A 16,899-nucleotide genomic window follows, 5' to 3' on the forward strand; every position below is an offset into this window, starting at 1 on the left:
GCTACCAGCCTTCGGAAAGTGATTCCATGGCCGTGCCTGCATCTATCGTCGGTCCATCGCACTTGCTGCCGATCAAAGTGACGCCGGTATTCGACAGCTACTGGCGATTCGCCGTGGAGCGACAGAACGTCTTTTACCAAAGGTTGAAGGGGAAGTCAGCGCCGTGGACTACCGATCCTGTGATCTCTGTTCACAAGTTCACAAACGCTTATCGTGCTTCGGATCGTGTCAGCCAATACTTGGTCAGGCATGTGATCTATCGCGACGATCTTCCGACGTCGCCGTCCGAGGTGCTGTTCCGTACTTTGCTATTCAAGCTGTTCAATAAGATCGAGACTTGGAAGCTGCTTGAGCACACCTTCGGTGAAGTCACCTTCAAGAACTACAAGTTCGAACACTATGACAAGGTCCTGAGTCAGGCGATGAGGGCCGGGGGCCGCATCTACTCGGCTGCTTACATCATGCCGCCCGGCGGCTCCGCTTTTGGGCATACGGCCAAGCATCAAAACCATTTGCGCTTGCTGGAGCGAATGATGGCTGATGACCTTGCAGGTCAGTTGGCGCAGTTGAAGAAAATGCAGACCGCGTTCGAACTGCTCCGAAGCTACCCAACGATTGGGGACTTCCTGGCATACCAGTTCGTGACTGACATCAACTACAGCGAAGTCACGGACTTCTCCGAGATGGATTTCGTCATCCCGGGTCCTGGCGCACGCGATGGCCTGAGAAAGTGTTTTGCTGATAGCGCGGGTCTCAACGAGGCGGAACTGATCCGATTGATGGCCGATAACCAGGAACGCGAGTTCGAGCGGCTAGGCATCAACTTCCAATCCCTTTGGGGGCGCCGGCTGCAATTGATAGATTGCCAAAACCTCTTTTGCGAGGTCGACAAGTACGCGCGGGTGGCTCACCCAGACGTGGCCGGAATTTCCGGGCGTACGCGCATCAAGCAGAAGTTTTCTCCCACCGGACCCTTGGACCTGCCTTGGTATCCACCCAAATGGGGTATCAATTCAAAAATCGAGGCAGATCTTTCGGGCCGCGTCAGCCAGATGCGGGATGGGAAAACCGCGAACAGGTCAATTGCCCAGTCAACCTTGGACTTAGGAAACTCGTGATGAACTTGAACACCTACCAGCGGGAAGCACAGAAAACAGATCGCGTGCCGTCACGACGGAAAAGCGGCGATGCAGGAAACGACCTCATGGTTCCTTTGCTCGGTCTGGCAGGTGAGACGGGCGAACTGCTCAGTGAGTACAAGAAGCACCTTCGAGACGGCGATTCCCATCTCCTGTTCAGGGAGCGAGTGTCGGAAGAGTTGGGCGACTTGCTTTGGTATGTCGGAAACGTCGCTGCAAAGTTCGATCTAAAACTTGAGGATATTGCGCAGGCAAATCTGAAGAAGACTAGGGACCGCTGGGGGCCGCAGGATACGGGGTCTCTCGCTTTCGATGCAGAGTTCGAAGAGCACGAGCGGTTGCCTAGACGGTTCGAGGTGGAACTCAGCGAGGTGACCGTTGACGGGCGCAAGAAGATTCGAATGTGCGTCAACGGCAAGAAGATTGGTGACGACCTGACCGACAACGCGGATGACCCCGATGGCTATCGGTTTCACGACGTGTTCCATCTCGGTTATGTCGCCGTACTTGGCTGGTCGCCGGTTATTCGAAAACTCTTGAAGAGGAAGCGCAAGAGCATCCCTCAAGTGGACGAGGTGCAGGACGGTGGCCGAGCCCAGGTTCTGGACGAGGGCGTCGCAGCGCTGGTTTTTGACTATGCGAAGGAACACCGTTGGCTCGAAGGTGTTGGCGATTTGGACTACAAGTTGCTGCGTACGATCAAGGGTGTGACATCGCTACTCGAAGTGCGAGAGAGGTCGCTTGGGGAGTGGCAGCGCGCGATCTTGGTCGGATTTGAGGTCTGGCGCCAGGTTCTGAGTGCCGGCGGAGGAAAGATACTTGTCGATCAGGATGCTAAGAGTCTGACTTTTCTCGGACCACCCGATAGCGTCCGGCGGAAAGCTCCGCGCAAGTCGTGATGGCTGTTGGAAGCTTATAACAACGCAAGGCCCTTGGCATGACCGGCAACCATCAGTTATCAAGGTTCGGGAACGTTGTAGCTCACGGCATAGATGTTGTCGACGTAGCAGATTTCTCCCGGCTGATGAACGAACAGGCCAGCGACTTCTTGGATCGGTACTTCACTCCTGGGGAACTAGCTACTGCGAATGAAGGAGGCAACAGGATCGAGAGGCTTGCCTCGCGCTTTGCCATCAAGGAGGCCGTGTTGAAGGCACTTGGTACAGGCTGGGGCGACGGCATCGCGTTTACGGATGTCGAGGTCGTGTCTCAGCGGAAAGGCGCACCAACTGTTGCTCTGCACCGCAGATTGGTGGAGATCGCGGACGAACAGGGGATTGTCCGATGGCTGGTGAGTGCGAGCCACACGGCCACGGTTGCCATGGCAAGCGTTATTGCTCTGGGCTCATAAGGGGAGATCATGCATCTGGGGAACTTGGCAATTTCGCGTTTCCGGTCGTTCGACAATGTGACCATCAGCCTTCGTCCCGATCTGACTGTCTTGGTTGGCGAGAACAATGGTGGGAAGTCGAACGTTGTCGATGCGATAAGGCTGCTGACACTGCCGCTGAGCGGACGTAGGGAGCGGTATCCAGAAGACGAGGATGTACGACGCCACGCCACCGTCCCCAACTTCCAAATAGAAGGCACTTTTAGGGGGCTTGGGGATACGTTGAAAGGTTTGCTGATCTCGGCTGTGCCGGACCCCACCCAGGATGAGGCGGTTTTTGGCTATCGATACGAGGCACGATCCGAGCGCGCCCCACGCGGCAAGACCACGATGTGGGCCGGGCGCTTCGACACCAACGAGCCTGAAGCCGGCTCCTCCGATCTGATCCGGCACGTGTACCTACCGCCGCTGCGTGACGCGCACCAAGCGCTTGGTACCGGCAGCGGAACGCGGGTCATGGCATTGTTACGCCACTTCCTGCCGAAGGAGCAAGAGCCGGACTTTCTCGCAGGTGTTCGCCGGGCAGTCGCGAGACCCGACATCCTGAAAACGATGAATACGGAGATCGGCACCGCGCTGGGGATGTTGACAAATGGTGTCCGCCCTCAGGCTGCAGCGTTGGACTTTGGGGAGGAAACACTACTCGACGTCGCCCGCGACTTGCGGTTCCGCTTGGCCGACATTGGCCTGGCGCCCGAAGACATTCGAGCATCTGGCCTCGGCTACTCCAATTTGCTCTATATGGCCACGGTCGTTGTCGAACTGGCAAAAGCCAAGGAGGCCGACCTGACGATCTTTCTCGTCGAAGAGCCGGAAGCGCATCTGCATCCGCAACTCCAGGTGTTGGTCCTCGAATTCCTTCTGGAGCAAGCACGTCAATCTGCGGCACGCGCCATTGAGGCCGGCAAGCCGGAGGGCCGCATTCAGATCGTGGTTACCACGCATTCACCGAACTTGACAGCATGGGTGTCTCCGTCGCATCTGGTGGTCATGAGATCGCGGCGGCGCGAACAGAATGGGATAGCGGTTTCTGAATCAGTCAGCGTGCCTATCGCCGAACTCGGACTGAAGCCGAAAACGCTCGACAAGATCAGCCGCTATCTAGATGTGACCCGCTCAGCGCTGCTGTTCGGCAATCGAGCCATCTTGGTGGAGGGAATCGCCGAGGCATTGCTGTTGCCGGTGCTCGCGCAGAAGGTCGTTCTCGCCGCAGACTCTGACGGATGGCTACGATTCAAGGGAACCGTCATCGTGGCGATCGAGGGCGTGGACTTTCGCCCGTATGTCGAAGTGCTGTTGCGGCCGTATGGCGACGCACGCATTGCAGACCGGCTGATCGTGATCACCGACGCGGACCCGACCGTGCTGGGGAATCGAAAGCTCGATCTGGAGAATCTCGCTGAAACACATCGCGCGCCGCAGGCACTGACGGTGTTGACCAACCAGCTCACGCTAGAACACGAGATTTTCAGGGCTGGCAACGAAGCGTTCTTAAAGAGCGTGTTCCTTCGGCTGCATCGCAATTCACGTCGCGACTGGATGGATCGAATTGAAGGTGTCGCAGCGCCGGAACGTCCCGATGCATTCCTCAAACTGATAGAGGCCAAGAAGACCCGCAAGGGCGATTTGGCTCAAGCGATTGCCTCACGAATCGCGGCAGGCGAGGCTTTCGTGGTGCCTGACTATCTCGCCGAAGCGATCCGCGGTGCCGCGCACGTATGACCGGTATCCAGGGCCTGACCGGAGAGCAGGAAGCATTTTCCCAGTATGCCGGAAGCGCATTCGTACATGCATGCCCTGGTGCTGGCAAGACGCGGACAATAATCGCGCGCTTGACGAGGATCGCAGCCGCGTTGCCGGCGCGACATGGCGTGGCGGTGCTGTCTTTCACAAACTCCGCCGTCGATGAGTTTCGGGAACGCTGTCGTGCAGCGGCGCTCGATTCCCTATTGAGACACCCCAGCTTCATGGGCACGCTCGATGCGTTCGTTCGTCACTTCGTTGTACTGCCAGGCTGTGCTGTGGCAAGCAAAACGCGTCCGATCATCCTCGACAGCTGGGACAGCCTTGGTGTCGGCATTCGGCTGTCGGGGCAATTCGCCTTCCAAGGCGATCCGGTGAGCTTGGATCTTTTCGACCCTGAAACCAATGTGATTCTGCCCGACAAGATTGGACACGCCGGACTTCGAAATCATGTTCAACAGCATCAAGCCAGGTATCAACAGGCTGCATCCCTTCGGCGACGTGGCTTGCTTCAGGCTGGCTATTTGAGCGCTGCCGATGCTCGTGTTCAAACTCTGCAGTTGATCCGCGATCCAGTAAGAGGAAAGGCACTAGGGCGTGCGCTGGCGGCACGGTTTCATGAGGTCATGGTGGACGAAGGACAGGATTGCAATCCGCTCGACTTGCAAATTCTCTCCTGGTTGCGGGGACACGGCGTTCGGGTCACCTTCGTGTGCGACCCCGACCAGGCAATCTACGAATTCCGCAATGGCAATCTGGCTGGTATTCAGGAGTTAAAGGACACCTATCCCGCAGAGGCGCGTCATGAGTTAACAGGAAATTTTCGCAGCAGTCCTGCCATCTGCAGATTGGCTGCAACGCTTAGAAGCGAGGCGCAGGTAGACGACTCCGTTGGTGACACCGCGGACGTTGCACATCCCGTTCTACTTCTCTCATACGGTGGCCGCGGTCCGAGCGCAGCAATCGGCCAGGCCTTCCTTGGTCGGGTGGTTGAACTTGGTTTGGATTCGGCCAACGCGATTGTCTTGGCGCATTCAGGCAATGTCGCGCAGCGTGCGGCCAGCAGTGTGGCCGCAGTTGACTCTAATGGAACCTCGCGGATTGAATCGCTTGCCCGACGAGTAGCCGAGTTCTGGTCACCTGCCGCGACTGCGCGGTCCAAGGAAACGGTAGTGCAAGCGGCGGAAGCCCTGCTACTGGACTTCATGGGTTTGCGTCAGGAAGGCGAGCATCTTCGGCGGGCCATCGAACGGACAGGTATGGACCGGCGTGCCCATCGTCGACGAACTCTGACCCTCCTCATGAACCTACCCAAGGTGTGCGGGAATACCGACGCCGATCGCCTCGCATGGATCGACACCGTACATGCGCAGGTTCAACTGCTTGGCCTACCGCTACCCCCGGGTGTGACGATGCGTACGTTTTTCCGGAAGCCACCCAATGGGCAATGGTCGAGCCATCTTCAGATTCCAATTGAGACCGGCTTGAGGTGCGCCAAGATTCACGAGGCGAAAGGGCGTGAGTACGATGCTGTGTGCGTCGTGATTCCTCCCAATCGAGCCCCGAAGAACCGCAGCGAAGCGCTTTTCGAATCGTGGGCAAATCGGATCGAAGCGGAGGCAAAGCGCGTGGTCTACGTCGGTGTCACTCGGGCGCGGCACCTGAGCGCTCTGGCTGTTCCAGCTGCTTTTGCTGACCGTTGTGCCGCCCTGATGACGGCCGGTGATGTCCCCTTTGCTAGGAGGAACATTTGAAGGTGCTGGCCACACGGTTGATTCGGCTGGCGGAGATGTGCCTATTTCATACGCAATCGTCTTTGTGGGAACGCATTCCGCTACAGGATGCTTGGCTGGACGCTTGCGATGTTGTCGGGCAGGTTTTTACATTGTCCTGCGCGAAGAGTGTGAAGCGGTTCAGGAAGGTGGTGGCCTGGGCTAGGCGCTGGTCTCGCGCTTGCAATGGGCTTTCCCGTCAAGATCGCAAAGCCGCATTCCCCTAACTCCGATCCAGTGGACTTACGTCGTTAGCCGAGCTGACCATGGCGTTCGAGCATTCGCATCAAGATGCTGTTCGCATGCCTGAAATTGTCTAGCTGGTCGCGAAGTCCGTAGGCCCATTTTGCACCGTGGAAGAGGTTGTTGCGCAGTCGCCAGACGATCATCAGAAGGGCCAACATCCGGTCGCGGGGGGCGTTGTTCGCGCCCTTGATAACCGCCTGCACGAGATCAGGGTGGTCTGAGGGGCGAAGGTTGAGATGAGGGAAGTGATAGGTCAATGCGCCATCGGCGAAGTAACGATTCCGAAAGTAGGCGAGCTCTGCGTCGTAGAGACCAGCTTCAAGCGTACCGTCCATTGCCCAAACATCGACTCGTTCCCGAATGCGGTCGGCACGGGCGAAATTGGCCATGATCTGTGCCTCGAAAAGACTCCAGAGAAAGGCGAAGTCAAATATGGCGCGGCGATCGGGATCTGGAAGATCCAGAAAACCGGGCGCGCGCGCTTCGAGCCATTGCTCGCTTGCACTCTGTTCCTTCTCATTCATGCTCGGTCGTCCAGTTCTTCGTTGCGCGGATCGACTTCCCTTACTGTCGCCCCATTCCCATACGGCGAGATACTCTGGCACTGCATCACGGTCTTTAAGGGCCTGTTGATGATGGAATAGTGTGTTGAGGGTTCACCCGTGCGACACGATGGGTTCGGCCGGAGCAACGGACAAGCGCATTCCGACCGCGTGCAATACCGCCAGCAAGGTCTTGAGCGTCGGATTGCCTGTGGGCGACAGAGCCCGATAGAGCGCTTCACGGGTGATACCCGCTTCCTGGGCGACCGTAGCCAGTCCGCCATAGGCCTCGGCCACGTCGCGTAGCGCGAGCAGGCCGACCGCGCGATACTCCGGGTTGTCCAGTTCTTCCAGTGCGGATTTCAGGTACTCGACCGCAAAGCCTCGATCGGCACGCAGCTCGGCAATGGTGGCCTCGCTATGGGAGACCGAGGCGGCATGTTTGCGATTGCTCATGTATTTCTCCGTTTCCAGTCCAGCCAGTATTCCTTGGCCCGTTGAATGTCCGCATCCTGCGAGCGCTTGTCGCCGCCACACAGCAGGATGACCAGCGCTGCACCGTGCCGGCCGATGTACACGCGATAGCCGGGGCCGATGTCCTCGCGCAGTTCCAGGACACCTTCGCCGACCGGCTTGATGTCGCCAAAGATGCCCAGGGACACCCGCCGGAAACGGATTTCCAGCTTGGCCCGAGCCCGCACGTCCCGCAGATCGGCCAACCAATCGGTCAGCGGCACCGCGCCATCCACACGTTGGTATCGCCGGACTTCAACCATGGCTTGGCCTCCATTGTAACTTATAAATCACAAACATCAAGGTGGCCACCTTCATGACGCAAGCTCGGCCGGCGCCTCGGTCGCGCGCTTGCTGCCGGGCGGGACTGCGCGCGTGCCCTCCTTACGATGCCGGAATGGCTTGTAGACCGCGACCGGGCTCTTGGGCTCCTGCATCACCGGAGCCGGGGGCGAAACGTCGGCGGCTGGTGACGGCCGCGTTTCGATCACGACCTTGCGCCGGCTCGCCACCAGCTCAGCAGCTGCGCGAACGGGATCGTCCTCGGTGTGCACGTACCGCATGAACATCGTGACCGTCTTGTGTGCGGTCAGCGCCATGCCGACCTTCACGGGGACACCTGAGTTGGCGATGTCCGTCGCAGCGCGATGGCGGATGCCGTGCGTTCCGACATGGGGAACGCCTGCGCGATTGAGGACGCGCCGCCATGCCTGATAGTAGGAATTGGCAGTCAGCGATTTCTTGTGATTGAAGATCGAGGGGCAGACATAGGGAGAATTCTCGTAGCGCGCCGCGGTCGACAAGAGCCGGTGTGCTTCCTCGCTCATGGGCTTGGACATGTCGCCGGTCTTGCTATCCGGCCAGACCACACGCTTGTTGGGCAGGTCGATCCAGTCCCATTCCAGCAGCAGGATCTCCGACATGCGGGCAGCAAACTCGAACTGCAGCCGGATCGCCAGTGTCAGCGTCGGATGTTCCAGCCCTTCGGCGTCAGCCTTTTCGAGATAGGCGAACAACAGCGCCATCTGCGCGTCGGTGATCAAACGCGTCTTGCCTTTCTCGGGATACTTCGGAACGTGCCGGCAGGGATTGGAGCCATCGGGCCGGTAGCCCCACAGTTCGGCGAGGTTGAACATCTTGCGAATGCAGCCGAGCACCCGATTGGCCTGGATAGGCGACTTCTCTTTGCGCTTCATCAGCGCGGTCACATCCAGGCGGGTGACGTCCGCCACTTTCATGTTGCCGAAGGCCGGAATGATCGAACGGTCGATTTGATGCTGATACGAACGCTGGGTGCTCGGCTTGTTGCGGGTCTTGGAGTAGTCCTCCATGAAGCGGGTACACAGTTCGGCAACGGTCGGCGCCTTGCGCGCCTCCGCCTTCTGGCCGCCGGGGTCGCCACCACGGCGGACTTCGGCCAGCCAGTTTTGTGCGAGCGTGCGGGCTTGCTCGACGGTCAGTTCACCGAACAGCCCAAGCGACGGCTTGCGGCGCTCGCCTGCGTTGGTGCGATACTGCACCATGAACACCTTCCGGCCTGTGGGGGTCACCTTGCACAGGAAGCCCGGAACCAGCGTGTCGCGTAGCTCCACGTCAGTGGATTGAGGCTGCGCCGCATCGACCGCCGTTTTCGTCAGTTTGATCTTCGCCATGATTGCTCCTTGGAATTGCCCGATTTCCAGGAGCCGGGCAGGAGCCAAGCGAAAGGGAACCGGGTCGATTTGCATCAAGCACCCGGGTATCATCAAGACAAGATGTCCCTGTGAAAACCTGCCCCAGGGGGCTCTATCCAAGCCCGGAGGGCCTCGGTGCAGTGCCGATTCTTCGGCTTAAAATCCGCCGCTTCCTTAATCGGGGCATACGGGTTCGACCCCCGTTCCGGGCACCACATCTAACAAGGGAGCATTCAATGCCTCGCTACAACGCTCCATTCGAAATTCATGTGCATGGCGACGTGGCCCTGCGTTCGGACGTCGGTTTCGACCAGATCCAGGAAGCGCTGAAGCCATTGTGGAAATACGCGGGCGCCAAGTCGCTCGCCGACGGCGCCGCCAGCTCCTACGAGGAAGAACCCGGCATCCGCTTCGAGCCCAAGGACCACATGCTCCAGATGTGCTGGACCGTGGCCGGCGACGAGGACTTCCGCCAGGCGCTCGACGAGATGTGCATGGCCCTGAACGAACTCTCCGAGCGCGGCGCGGCCATCGAGGTCACCTTCTACGACACCGACTTCGACGAGGAAGAGGGCGACCCCGACGAGGAGTCGCGCGACGACTTCGTGATGCTGTTCGTGGGCCCGAATCCGGCCGCGATCATGCAGGTGCAGCGCGACCTGCTGGTCGAGGACGTGGTGAACCTGATGGAGCGCCACTTCGACGGCTCCGAACTCGGCGGCGTGGTGGCCGAGATCGACCGCCTGTTCAGCGACCGCTTCGATGCCCTGGTGAATTCGCTCGAGATCGGCAAGCGCCCGCGCGGCACCGGCGGTACCGGTGGCGGCGGCAGCAGCGGCCATGGCGGCGGACGCCGCCCGCGCCACCTGCACTGAGCGCCACACGCCTGCCACGCGGCGCCACCACCATCCGCCGCATGGCAGCGCTCTTTCCTTCTTCCGCCCTCAACGCCGGCGTGCGCAAGCGCGAGGTGTTCGGCTGGGCCATGTACGACTTCGCCAACTCGGGCTACACGACCGTGGTCATCACGGCCGTGTTCGCCGCCTATTTCGTGGGCGGCATCGCCAAGGGCGCGCCCTGGGGCCCGTTCGCATGGACCGTGGCGCTCAGCATCTCCTATGCGATCGTGATGTTCACGATGCCGGCCATCGGCGCCTGGGCCGACCTGCGCGCGGCCAAGAAGCGGCTGCTGGCGATCACCACCGTGGGCTGCGTGATCGGCACCGCGGCGCTGGCGCTCTCGCCGCGCTTCTCGGGCGCCACGGGCGTGGCGGTCGCCATGCTGCTGATCGTGGTGTCGAACACCTTCTATTCGTACGGCGAGTCGCTGACCGGCGCCTTCCTGCCCGAGCTCGCGACGCCCGAGGGCATGGGCAAGGTCAGCGGCTGGGGCTGGGCCTTCGGCTATGTCGGCGGCATGCTGGCGCTGGGCCTGTGCCTGGCCTACGTGCTGTGGTCGCAGGCCCGCGGCCTGCCGGCCTCGCACTTCGTGCCGGTGACGATGCTGATCACCGCCGCGATCTACGGCACGGCCGCCTGCGCCACCTTCGCGCTGCTGCCCGAGCGCGCCAGGCCGAGCGCGCAGGCTCTCGGCGACGCCAAGGCGCCGGGCGCCTGGCAGCAGCTGCGCTCCACCTTCCGCCAGGCGCGCGCCTACCGCGACTTCATGACCCTGCTGGCCTGCACCGTCTGCTACCAGGGCGGCGTGGCGGTGGCCATCACGCTGGCCGCGATCTATGCCGAGCAGGTGATCGGCTTCGTCGCGAGCGAGACCATGGTGCTGATCTTCGTGCTCAACATCGCGGCGGCGCTCGGTGCCTTCGGCTTCGGCTACGTGCAGGACCGCATCGGCCACAAGACCTCGCTGGCCGTCACGCTGGTGGCCTGGATCGCGGTCTGCGTGATCGCCGCGCTGGTCACGACCAAGGGCGGCTTCTGGTGGGCCGCGGCCATCGCGGGCCTGGCGATGGGTTCGAGCCAGTCGGCCGGCCGCGCGATGACCGGCTACTTCGCGCCGCCGGCCCAGATGGCCGAGTTCTTCGGGCTCTGGTCCTTCGCCACGCGGCTCGCGAGCATCGTCGGCCCGCTGGCCTACGGCGCGGTCACCTGGCTCACGGCCGGCAACCAGCGCATCGCGATCCTGTCGACCGCGGTGCTGTTCGTCGCCGGCCTGCTGCTGCTGTGGCCGATCGACGTGCGGCGCGGCCGCGAGGCCGCGCTGCGAGGGCAGGCGTAGGTCTCAGGAGCCGCCGAACAGGCTGCCGTTGGTCAGGGGCCAGCCGGTACCGGCCTGGGACTTCCAGTTCGCCGTGTTCTTCACGCTGGCCGTGAAGTTCGCGATGTCGGTCGGCGTCGGCGAGGCCGGCAGCATCGGACCGTTGTAGAGCACGTCGAACTTGTCGGGGAAGTTGATCGCGACACCCGCGCTGCTCAGCGCGGCGGGAATGCTGCCCGCGCCCGTGGCCGGACCCACCGTGATGCTGGCCAGGTAGGTACCCACGCCACTGATCGCACCAGCCGCGCCGTCGCCCAGACCCGCGACGGTGCCGCCGACGAAGGCATAGACCGTCTCGTTGGTCGCGCTGAGGCCGCCGCCCGCACCCTGCGTGGTGCCGATGTTGGCGATCGGGTTGGTGTTCTTGCTGACGTCCGGCTGGATGGTCACGATGGTGCCCACCGTGAGATTGCGGTCGGCGGTCCAGACATAGGCGCTCTCGTTGGTCACGCCGTCGAACTCCTTGTCGGCGGTGCGATCGCGGTCGGTGAACACGATGCGCGTGCCGGCATCCATCGGCTTGAGCAGCACGAAGGCGAAGGCGTCGGTCTTGTCGGCGTTCAGGCCCAGGAACAGGATGTCGCCGGGGCCGAAGGAAGGCGGCGCGCTGGTGGTGAAGGCGATGGTGCTCGCATCCGCCACGCCCGCGAAGGCGTTGCCCTTTGCATCGAGCACGGCGTTGGCGTCCACGGTCACGTAATAGCTGGTGGACGCGGCGAGCGGCTGGCTCGGCGTGAACGTCAGCACGTTGAAGGCACGCTGCACGCGTGCGGCCGGGCTCGCGGCCGAGAAGGTTTCGACCACGCTGCCGTCGGCCTTGTGCAGCACGATGTTGCCCGCGCCCAGGCGCACGCCCTCGTTGAAATTCAGCGTGATCTTCGAGTTCACGCCCACGCTGCCGTCGCCGGCCTTGGGCGAGGCGCTCTTGAGCACCGGCGCGGCGGTATCGACCCAGGGCTGGCCCAGGCGCACGACGAAGCCCTCGAACTTCTGGTCGGCCGGCGGAAGGTCCTTCGACGCGTCGGTCTGGCCCGGCCACACGGTGTCGCCGTTGTCGAGCAGCAGTTGCACCTGCGTGCCGGCTGCGACCGGGCCGGGCACTTCCACGGCCGATTCGAAGCTGCCGCCGGTGGCCTTGCGCAGCGCGTCGAGGTCGTTCGAGAGCTCGACCGGTGCTTCGGCCGGATTGCCGCTCCACGAGAACAGCGCGAAGTTGCGGTCCACGTCGGCGCTGGCCGGGCCCGCGGGGCCGGCGGTGATCAGGTAGCGGCCGTCGGTGCCCTTGTCGATCGAGCGGATGCCGCGGCCACCGAGGTCGATCTCGATCGGCGCGCCGAAGCTGGCCTGCGTGGCGGTCTTGTTCACCAGTGCGGCGTAGTTCTGCACCGGCACGATCAGGGCATTGGTGCGCGTCGAGGTGCTGGTCTGCGGCGCGCGGAAGCCCAGCCACAGCGCGGTGTCGCCCGGCGAGGAGGTCATGCCCTCGATCGAGAAGCCGTTGACCTGCTCGGGGATCACGCCCGCACCGGCCGAGACGGCGAAGCCGAAATGGTTGGCACCCAGGCCGTGGCCGTTGGTGGTGTCCCAGGCCACGAGCTGGCTTTCGAGCTGCGCGAATTCGCCGACATAGGCGAAGGCGGTGGTCGCGCCGGTACCGCTTACCTTGACCGCGAACAGGTGCGAGCGGTCGGCGGCTTCCGAGCCGTCCTTCTTGTTGCTGTTGGAGCCCGTGAGATAGAGCGTGTCGCCGATGCGCGTACCGGCCTCGAGGTCGAGTTCCTTGCCGAGCTTCGGCCCATCGGTCTCGTAGCTCCATTCCTTGACCGCGGCGCCGCCGGCACGCGGGTACACGCGCAGCACGTTGGCCTCGTCGTCGGCTACCAGCATGAAGCCGTCGGGCAGCGCGAAGGCGGTGGAGGCGTCCGAGGAACCTTCGGTGGTGCCGGCGTTGGGCGTGAAGGTGGCGCTCGACACGAGCTGCGGCGCCGGCGGGGGCGCAGGCGGCGGCGGCGCCGTGGCGGGCGGCGGGGGCGGCAGGAAGCCGATGAAACCGCCGTCGCTACCGCCGCCACCGCAGGCGGCCAGCATCAGCGAGAGGGCGCTGGCGAGCAGCATGGGCTTGAAGGGAATGCGGGTCGAGCGAAGCGGAGTGGGCGTTGTCATGGTGCGCGTTGGTTGTTCTGAACAAACCGCGCATGCTGGTACTTTGGAATGACATTTCCGTGAAACACCGCGGTGCTCGACGGTAAAGACGGTGTGTCAGAACGAAGACTGCCGCAGCGACTTCGGGACCTTGTAGCGTTCGCCGTCGTAGCGCAGCGTCACCGAATTGAAACGCGCGGGCAGCGCCTTCTCGACGCAGCCCTGGTCCTCGGATGCCTGCGCGCGGCTCTGCACGACGGTGCGCGACAGCATCAGGTCGGCATAGCCGTTGCTCGCGGCCTTGCCCACCGACAGCATGGTGCGCAGCTTCTCGAAATGCCCGGCGCAGGCCGAGGCATCCCATTCGCCGCTCTCGCGGTCGAGCTCGATCTCCTGCAGCACCTGGCGCAGCTTCGAGCCCTGCTGCACGTAGAGGCGCAGCGTCTCGCTCGCGGCGCTGGCGGCGCCGACGTCGCGGTAGCGCACGCGCAGGCCGAAGGCGCGGGTGTCGCTCGCGAGCACGTAGCGCGAGGTGTCGATGCGCACGTCCTGGATCAGGTTGTGGCGGTCCTCGTCGAGCGCCTCGGCCTGGAAGAGCCGGCCGATGACGGTGTCGCGCTCGGTGTTGCCGTTGTCGGGGCGCTGGATCAGCAGCACCTCGAGGTCGTAGACCTTGGCGCCGTTGTCGCTGGTCTCGCGCGGCATCGGCAGCACGACGATGCTGCGGCCCGGATAGGCCGGCCAGGGCTTGCAGGCGGCCAGCCGCTCGTCGAGCGGACGGTGCGGATGCAGCTTGGCGTGCATGCGCTCGGCCAGGCCGCTCTCGCAGGCCGCATGGCCCACGCCGGCCGCGAGCAGGCCGGCGAGCAGGAGGGCGAGGTGGCGCAGCGGGCGCATGGAACGAGGCGGCCGTTCAGGCCGTGGTCGCCTGCGGGCGGTCGGGGAGCAGGTCGGCAGGCCGCAGTCCCAGCCAGCGCGCGGCCGCGGCCTGGAGCACCGCGGCATCGCCGCTGCTGCGCAGAGCCACCCAGCCTTCGTCATGGGCCGCGGCATCTTCGCGCAGCAGCCCCGCCGCACCGAGCAGCCGCCGCGTATGCAGCGCCACCGGCACGCCGGAATCGAGGAAGCGCACGGCGGCAGGTGCCAGCCGCCGCAGCCGGTCCTGCAGCAGCGGATAGTGGGTGCAGCCGAGCACCACGGTGTCGGTCTCGCCGGCGTCGCCCCCGAAGGGGCCGGCCAGCGCCATGTAGTGGGCGCAGAGCTGGTCGATGGCGAGCTCGTCGAGTCGCTCGATCGCCGCCACCAGCCCGTCGCAGGGCACCGAGCGGATGCGCTCGGGATGCGGAAAGGTATGGCGCAGCGCCGCGTACTTGGCGCTCGCCAGCGTGCCGCGCGTGGCCAGCACCGAGACGTGGCCGGTGGCGCTGCCCGCCACCGCGGGCTTGATCGCGGGCTCGAGGCCGACGATCGGCAGCTCGGGGTTCTCGGCGCGCAGCACGTGGATCGCGGCCGTGGTGGCGGTGTTGCAGGCCACCACCAGCGCCTTGATGCCATGCTCGCGCACCAGCGTCTGGACCACGCGTCGCGAATGCTCGGTCACGTAGGCGTCGCCGCGCTCGCCGTAGGGCGCATGCGCGGTGTCGGCGAAGTAGACGAAGCGCTCGCGCGGCAGCTCGGCACGCAGCGCGCCCAGCACGCTCAGCCCGCCCACGCCGCTGTCGAACACGCCGACGGGCGAAGTGGATGGGGACGGCTGCGGACGCGCGGCGAGGCTCAAGCGGGTTCCAGCGTGATGGTCTTGAACTCGCCGCTGGCGATGCGCTTCTGCCACTCGGCCGGGCCGGTGATGTGCGCGCTGGTGCCTCCGGCGTCGACCGCCACCGTCACCGGCATGTCGACCACGTCGAATTCGTAGATGGCTTCCATGCCCAGGTCCTCGAAGCCCACCACCTTGGCGGTCTTGATCGCCTTGCTCACCAGGTAGGCGGCGCCGCCCACGGCCATCAGGTAGGCGCTCTTGTGCTTCTTGATCGCCTCGATCGCGACCGGGCCGCGCTCGGCCTTGCCGATCATCGCGATCAGGCCGGTCTGGGCCAGCATCATCTCGGTGAAGCCGTCCATGCGCGTGGCGGTGGTCGGGCCGGCCGGGCCCACGGCCTCGCCCTTCACCGGATCGACCGGGCCCACGTAGTAGATGACGCGGTTGGTGAAGTCCACGGGCAGCTTCTCGCCCTTGGCCAGCATGTCCTGGATGCGCTTGTGCGCGGCGTCGCGGCCGGTGAGCATCTTTCCGTTGAGCAGCAGCGTGTCGCCGGGCTTCCAGCTCGCGACTTCGGCCGGCGTGAGCTTGTCGAGGTCGACGCGCTTGCTCTTCTTTTCGTCGGGTGCCCAGTCGATCTTGGGCCACAGGTCGAGCGAGGGCGCCTCGAGGTAGACCGGGCCGCTGCCGTCCATCACGAAGTGCGCATGGCGCGTGGCCGCGCAGTTCGGGATCATCGCCACCGGCTTGCTGGCCGCGTGGGTCGGGTACATCTTGATCTTGACGTCGAGCACGGTCGCGAGGCCGCCCAGGCCCTGCGCGCCGATGCCCAGGGCGTTGACCTTCTCGAACAGCTCGAGGCGCAGGGCTTCGACCTTGGTCAGCTCTTCCTTTCGTGCCGCCTTGGCCTGCAGCTCGTGCATGTCGAGGTCGTCCATCAGGCTTTCCTTGGCCAGCAGCGCGGCCTTCTCGGCCGTGCCGCCGATGCCGATGCCCAGCATGCCCGGCGGGCACCAGCCGGCGCCCATGGTCGGCACGGTCTTGAGCACCCAGTCGACCACGCTGTCGCCGGGGTTCAGCATCACCAGCTTGCTCTTGTTCTCGCTGCCGCCGCCCTTGGCGGCCACCGTCACCTCGACTTTGTCGCCGGGCACGATCTCGGTGAAGATCACCGCGGGCGTGTTGTCCTTGGTGTTCTTGCGGTCGAACTGCGGATCGGCCACGACCGAGGCGCGCAGCGTGTTGTCGGGGTGGTTGTAGCCGCGGCGCACGCCTTCGTTGATGGCGTCGTCGAGGCTGCCGGTGAAGCCGCCCCAGCGCACGTCCATGCCCACCTTGAGGAACACGTTGACGATGCCGGTGTCCTGGCAGATCGGGCGCTGGCCGGTCGCGCTCATCTTGCTGTTGGTGAGGATCTGCGCCATCGCGTCCTTGGCGGCGGGACTCTGCTCGCGCTCGTAGGCCTTGGCCAGGTGGGCGATGTAGTCGGCGGGGTGGTAGTAGCTGATGTACTGCAGCGCGGCGCTGATCGATTCGATCAGGTCGGCCTGCTGGATCGTGGTCGTCATGGTGGGGGGCTTTTTTTAGGGTGTGGAAACGCCCCCCGATTATCTCAGCGCCGGGTTTTGCCGGCTGGGGCGCTCACAAGGTGTGAAGAAACCGTAGCGAGCGCCCCGAGGTCGCGCCGAGGACCGGAGCCGTACTT

15 protein-coding genes and 1 tRNA gene are annotated in these 16,899 nt (G+C 63.6%); 8 read left to right on the forward strand and 8 right to left on the reverse strand.

The features are described from left to right. Positions 1-26 precede the first annotated feature (26 nt). Genes AC07RV_RS07805 through AC07RV_RS07825 form a run of 5 tightly spaced genes read left to right on the forward strand, consistent with a single transcriptional unit; the run spans position 27 to position 6,026 of the window. Positions 27-1,118 (forward strand): nucleotide kinase domain-containing protein, encoded by a 1,092-nt coding sequence (locus AC07RV_RS07805; protein WP_296781823.1) that lies wholly within the window; start codon positions 27-29, stop codon positions 1,116-1,118. Then, complete coding sequence (locus AC07RV_RS07810) at positions 1,118-2,038, forward strand: nucleoside triphosphate pyrophosphohydrolase family protein (RefSeq protein ID WP_296781822.1); 921 nt, start codon at positions 1,118-1,120, stop codon at positions 2,036-2,038. Before AC07RV_RS07805 ends, AC07RV_RS07810 begins: the two co-directional genes overlap by 1 nt. A gap of 38 nt (positions 2,039-2,076) precedes the next feature. Next, positions 2,077-2,490, forward strand: a complete 414-nt coding sequence (gene acpS / locus AC07RV_RS07815) for a holo-ACP synthase (protein ID WP_296781821.1) — start codon at positions 2,077-2,079, stop codon at positions 2,488-2,490. A gap of 9 nt (positions 2,491-2,499) precedes the next feature. Continuing rightward, positions 2,500-4,251, forward strand: a complete 1,752-nt coding sequence (locus AC07RV_RS07820; protein WP_296781820.1) for an ATP-dependent nuclease — start codon at positions 2,500-2,502, stop codon at positions 4,249-4,251. Continuing rightward, positions 4,248-6,026: an ATP-dependent helicase gene (locus tag AC07RV_RS07825; protein ID WP_296781818.1), complete on the forward strand. Its 1,779-nt coding sequence runs from the start codon at positions 4,248-4,250 to the stop codon at positions 6,024-6,026. The genes AC07RV_RS07820 and AC07RV_RS07825 overlap by 4 nt, the downstream gene beginning before the upstream one ends. Before the next feature lie 269 nt (positions 6,027-6,295). Here the strand turns inward: AC07RV_RS07825 and AC07RV_RS07830 are convergent, their stop codons facing one another. The 4 genes from AC07RV_RS07830 to AC07RV_RS07845 all read right to left on the reverse strand — a co-directional run bounded on the left by AC07RV_RS07830 (position 6,296) and on the right by AC07RV_RS07845 (position 8,997). After that, positions 6,296-6,814, reverse strand: a complete 519-nt coding sequence (locus tag AC07RV_RS07830; protein WP_296781817.1) for a hypothetical protein — start codon at positions 6,812-6,814, stop codon at positions 6,296-6,298. A gap of 132 nt (positions 6,815-6,946) precedes the next feature. Further along, positions 6,947-7,288: an addiction module antidote protein gene (locus AC07RV_RS07835; protein WP_296781816.1), complete on the reverse strand. Its 342-nt coding sequence runs from the start codon at positions 7,286-7,288 to the stop codon at positions 6,947-6,949. Further along, positions 7,285-7,608, reverse strand: a complete 324-nt coding sequence (locus AC07RV_RS07840; RefSeq protein WP_296781815.1) for a type II toxin-antitoxin system RelE/ParE family toxin — start codon at positions 7,606-7,608, stop codon at positions 7,285-7,287. The genes AC07RV_RS07835 and AC07RV_RS07840 overlap by 4 nt, the downstream gene beginning before the upstream one ends. A 51-nt stretch (positions 7,609-7,659) precedes the next feature. After that, the gene (locus tag AC07RV_RS07845) at positions 7,660-8,997 is read right to left on the reverse strand and encodes a tyrosine-type recombinase/integrase (protein ID WP_296781814.1); all 1,338 of its coding nucleotides are present in this window, start codon (positions 8,995-8,997) and stop codon (positions 7,660-7,662) included. 141 nt (positions 8,998-9,138) lie between these two features. Here AC07RV_RS07845 and AC07RV_RS07850 point away from each other — a divergent pair. The 3 genes from AC07RV_RS07850 to AC07RV_RS07860 all read left to right on the forward strand — a co-directional run bounded on the left by AC07RV_RS07850 (position 9,139) and on the right by AC07RV_RS07860 (position 11,254). Next, positions 9,139-9,233: transfer RNA gene (locus tag AC07RV_RS07850), tRNA-OTHER, on the forward strand. A 21-nt stretch (positions 9,234-9,254) separates the two neighbouring features. After that, on the forward strand, positions 9,255-9,893 hold the full coding sequence (locus tag AC07RV_RS07855; RefSeq protein ID WP_093344220.1) for a DUF6806 family protein: 639 nt from the start codon (positions 9,255-9,257) through the stop codon (positions 9,891-9,893). Positions 9,894-9,934: 41 nt separating this feature from the next. After that, positions 9,935-11,254 (forward strand): MFS transporter, encoded by a 1,320-nt coding sequence (locus AC07RV_RS07860; RefSeq protein ID WP_296781812.1) that lies wholly within the window; start codon positions 9,935-9,937, stop codon positions 11,252-11,254. 3 nt (positions 11,255-11,257) lie between these two features. On the opposite strand, the gene AC07RV_RS07865 is transcribed toward AC07RV_RS07860, so the two are convergent. The 4 genes from AC07RV_RS07865 to AC07RV_RS07880 form a co-directional block, all read right to left on the reverse strand. Continuing rightward, positions 11,258-13,456 (reverse strand): Ig-like domain-containing domain, encoded by a 2,199-nt coding sequence (locus AC07RV_RS07865; RefSeq protein ID WP_296781811.1) that lies wholly within the window; start codon positions 13,454-13,456, stop codon positions 11,258-11,260. 96 nt (positions 13,457-13,552) lie between these two features. Next, on the reverse strand, positions 13,553-14,332 hold the full coding sequence (locus AC07RV_RS07870) for a PA3715 family protein (RefSeq protein ID WP_296781810.1): 780 nt from the start codon (positions 14,330-14,332) through the stop codon (positions 13,553-13,555). Between the two features lie 16 nt (positions 14,333-14,348). After that, entirely contained in the window at positions 14,349-15,212 is an 864-nt protein-coding gene (gene murI / locus AC07RV_RS07875) for a glutamate racemase (RefSeq protein ID WP_444814240.1), read from the reverse strand. Beyond that, positions 15,209-16,762, reverse strand: a complete 1,554-nt coding sequence (locus AC07RV_RS07880) for a fumarate hydratase (protein WP_209545105.1) — start codon at positions 16,760-16,762, stop codon at positions 15,209-15,211. The genes murI and AC07RV_RS07880 overlap by 4 nt, the downstream gene beginning before the upstream one ends. Positions 16,763-16,899 lie beyond the last annotated feature (137 nt).

This window comes from Variovorax sp. GW821-FHT09B01, from assembly GCF_059418345.1.

What these genes read in the sequence shown, in the direction of transcription:
- AC07RV_RS07805 (WP_296781823.1), top strand. Translation starts at nt 27, where the DNA reads ATGGCCGTGCCTGCATCTATCGTCGGTCCATCGCACTTGCTGCCGATC.
- AC07RV_RS07810 (WP_296781822.1), top strand. Translation starts at nt 1,118, where the DNA reads ATGAACTTGAACACCTACCAGCGGGAAGCACAGAAAACAGATCGCGTG.
- acpS (WP_296781821.1), top strand. Translation starts at nt 2,077, where the DNA reads ATGACCGGCAACCATCAGTTATCAAGGTTCGGGAACGTTGTAGCTCAC.
- AC07RV_RS07820 (WP_296781820.1), top strand. Translation starts at nt 2,500, where the DNA reads ATGCATCTGGGGAACTTGGCAATTTCGCGTTTCCGGTCGTTCGACAAT.
- AC07RV_RS07825 (WP_296781818.1), top strand. Translation starts at nt 4,248, where the DNA reads ATGACCGGTATCCAGGGCCTGACCGGAGAGCAGGAAGCATTTTCCCAG.
- AC07RV_RS07830 (WP_296781817.1), bottom strand. Translation starts at nt 6,814, where the DNA reads ATGAATGAGAAGGAACAGAGTGCAAGCGAGCAATGGCTCGAAGCGCGC.
- AC07RV_RS07835 (WP_296781816.1), bottom strand. Translation starts at nt 7,288, where the DNA reads ATGAGCAATCGCAAACATGCCGCCTCGGTCTCCCATAGCGAGGCCACC.
- AC07RV_RS07840 (WP_296781815.1), bottom strand. Translation starts at nt 7,608, where the DNA reads ATGGTTGAAGTCCGGCGATACCAACGTGTGGATGGCGCGGTGCCGCTG.
- AC07RV_RS07845 (WP_296781814.1), bottom strand. Translation starts at nt 8,997, where the DNA reads ATGGCGAAGATCAAACTGACGAAAACGGCGGTCGATGCGGCGCAGCCT.
- AC07RV_RS07855 (WP_093344220.1), top strand. Translation starts at nt 9,255, where the DNA reads ATGCCTCGCTACAACGCTCCATTCGAAATTCATGTGCATGGCGACGTG.
- AC07RV_RS07860 (WP_296781812.1), top strand. Translation starts at nt 9,935, where the DNA reads ATGGCAGCGCTCTTTCCTTCTTCCGCCCTCAACGCCGGCGTGCGCAAG.
- AC07RV_RS07865 (WP_296781811.1), bottom strand. Translation starts at nt 13,456, where the DNA reads ATGACAACGCCCACTCCGCTTCGCTCGACCCGCATTCCCTTCAAGCCC.
- AC07RV_RS07870 (WP_296781810.1), bottom strand. Translation starts at nt 14,332, where the DNA reads ATGCGCCCGCTGCGCCACCTCGCCCTCCTGCTCGCCGGCCTGCTCGCG.
- AC07RV_RS07880 (WP_209545105.1), bottom strand. Translation starts at nt 16,762, where the DNA reads ATGACGACCACGATCCAGCAGGCCGACCTGATCGAATCGATCAGCGCC.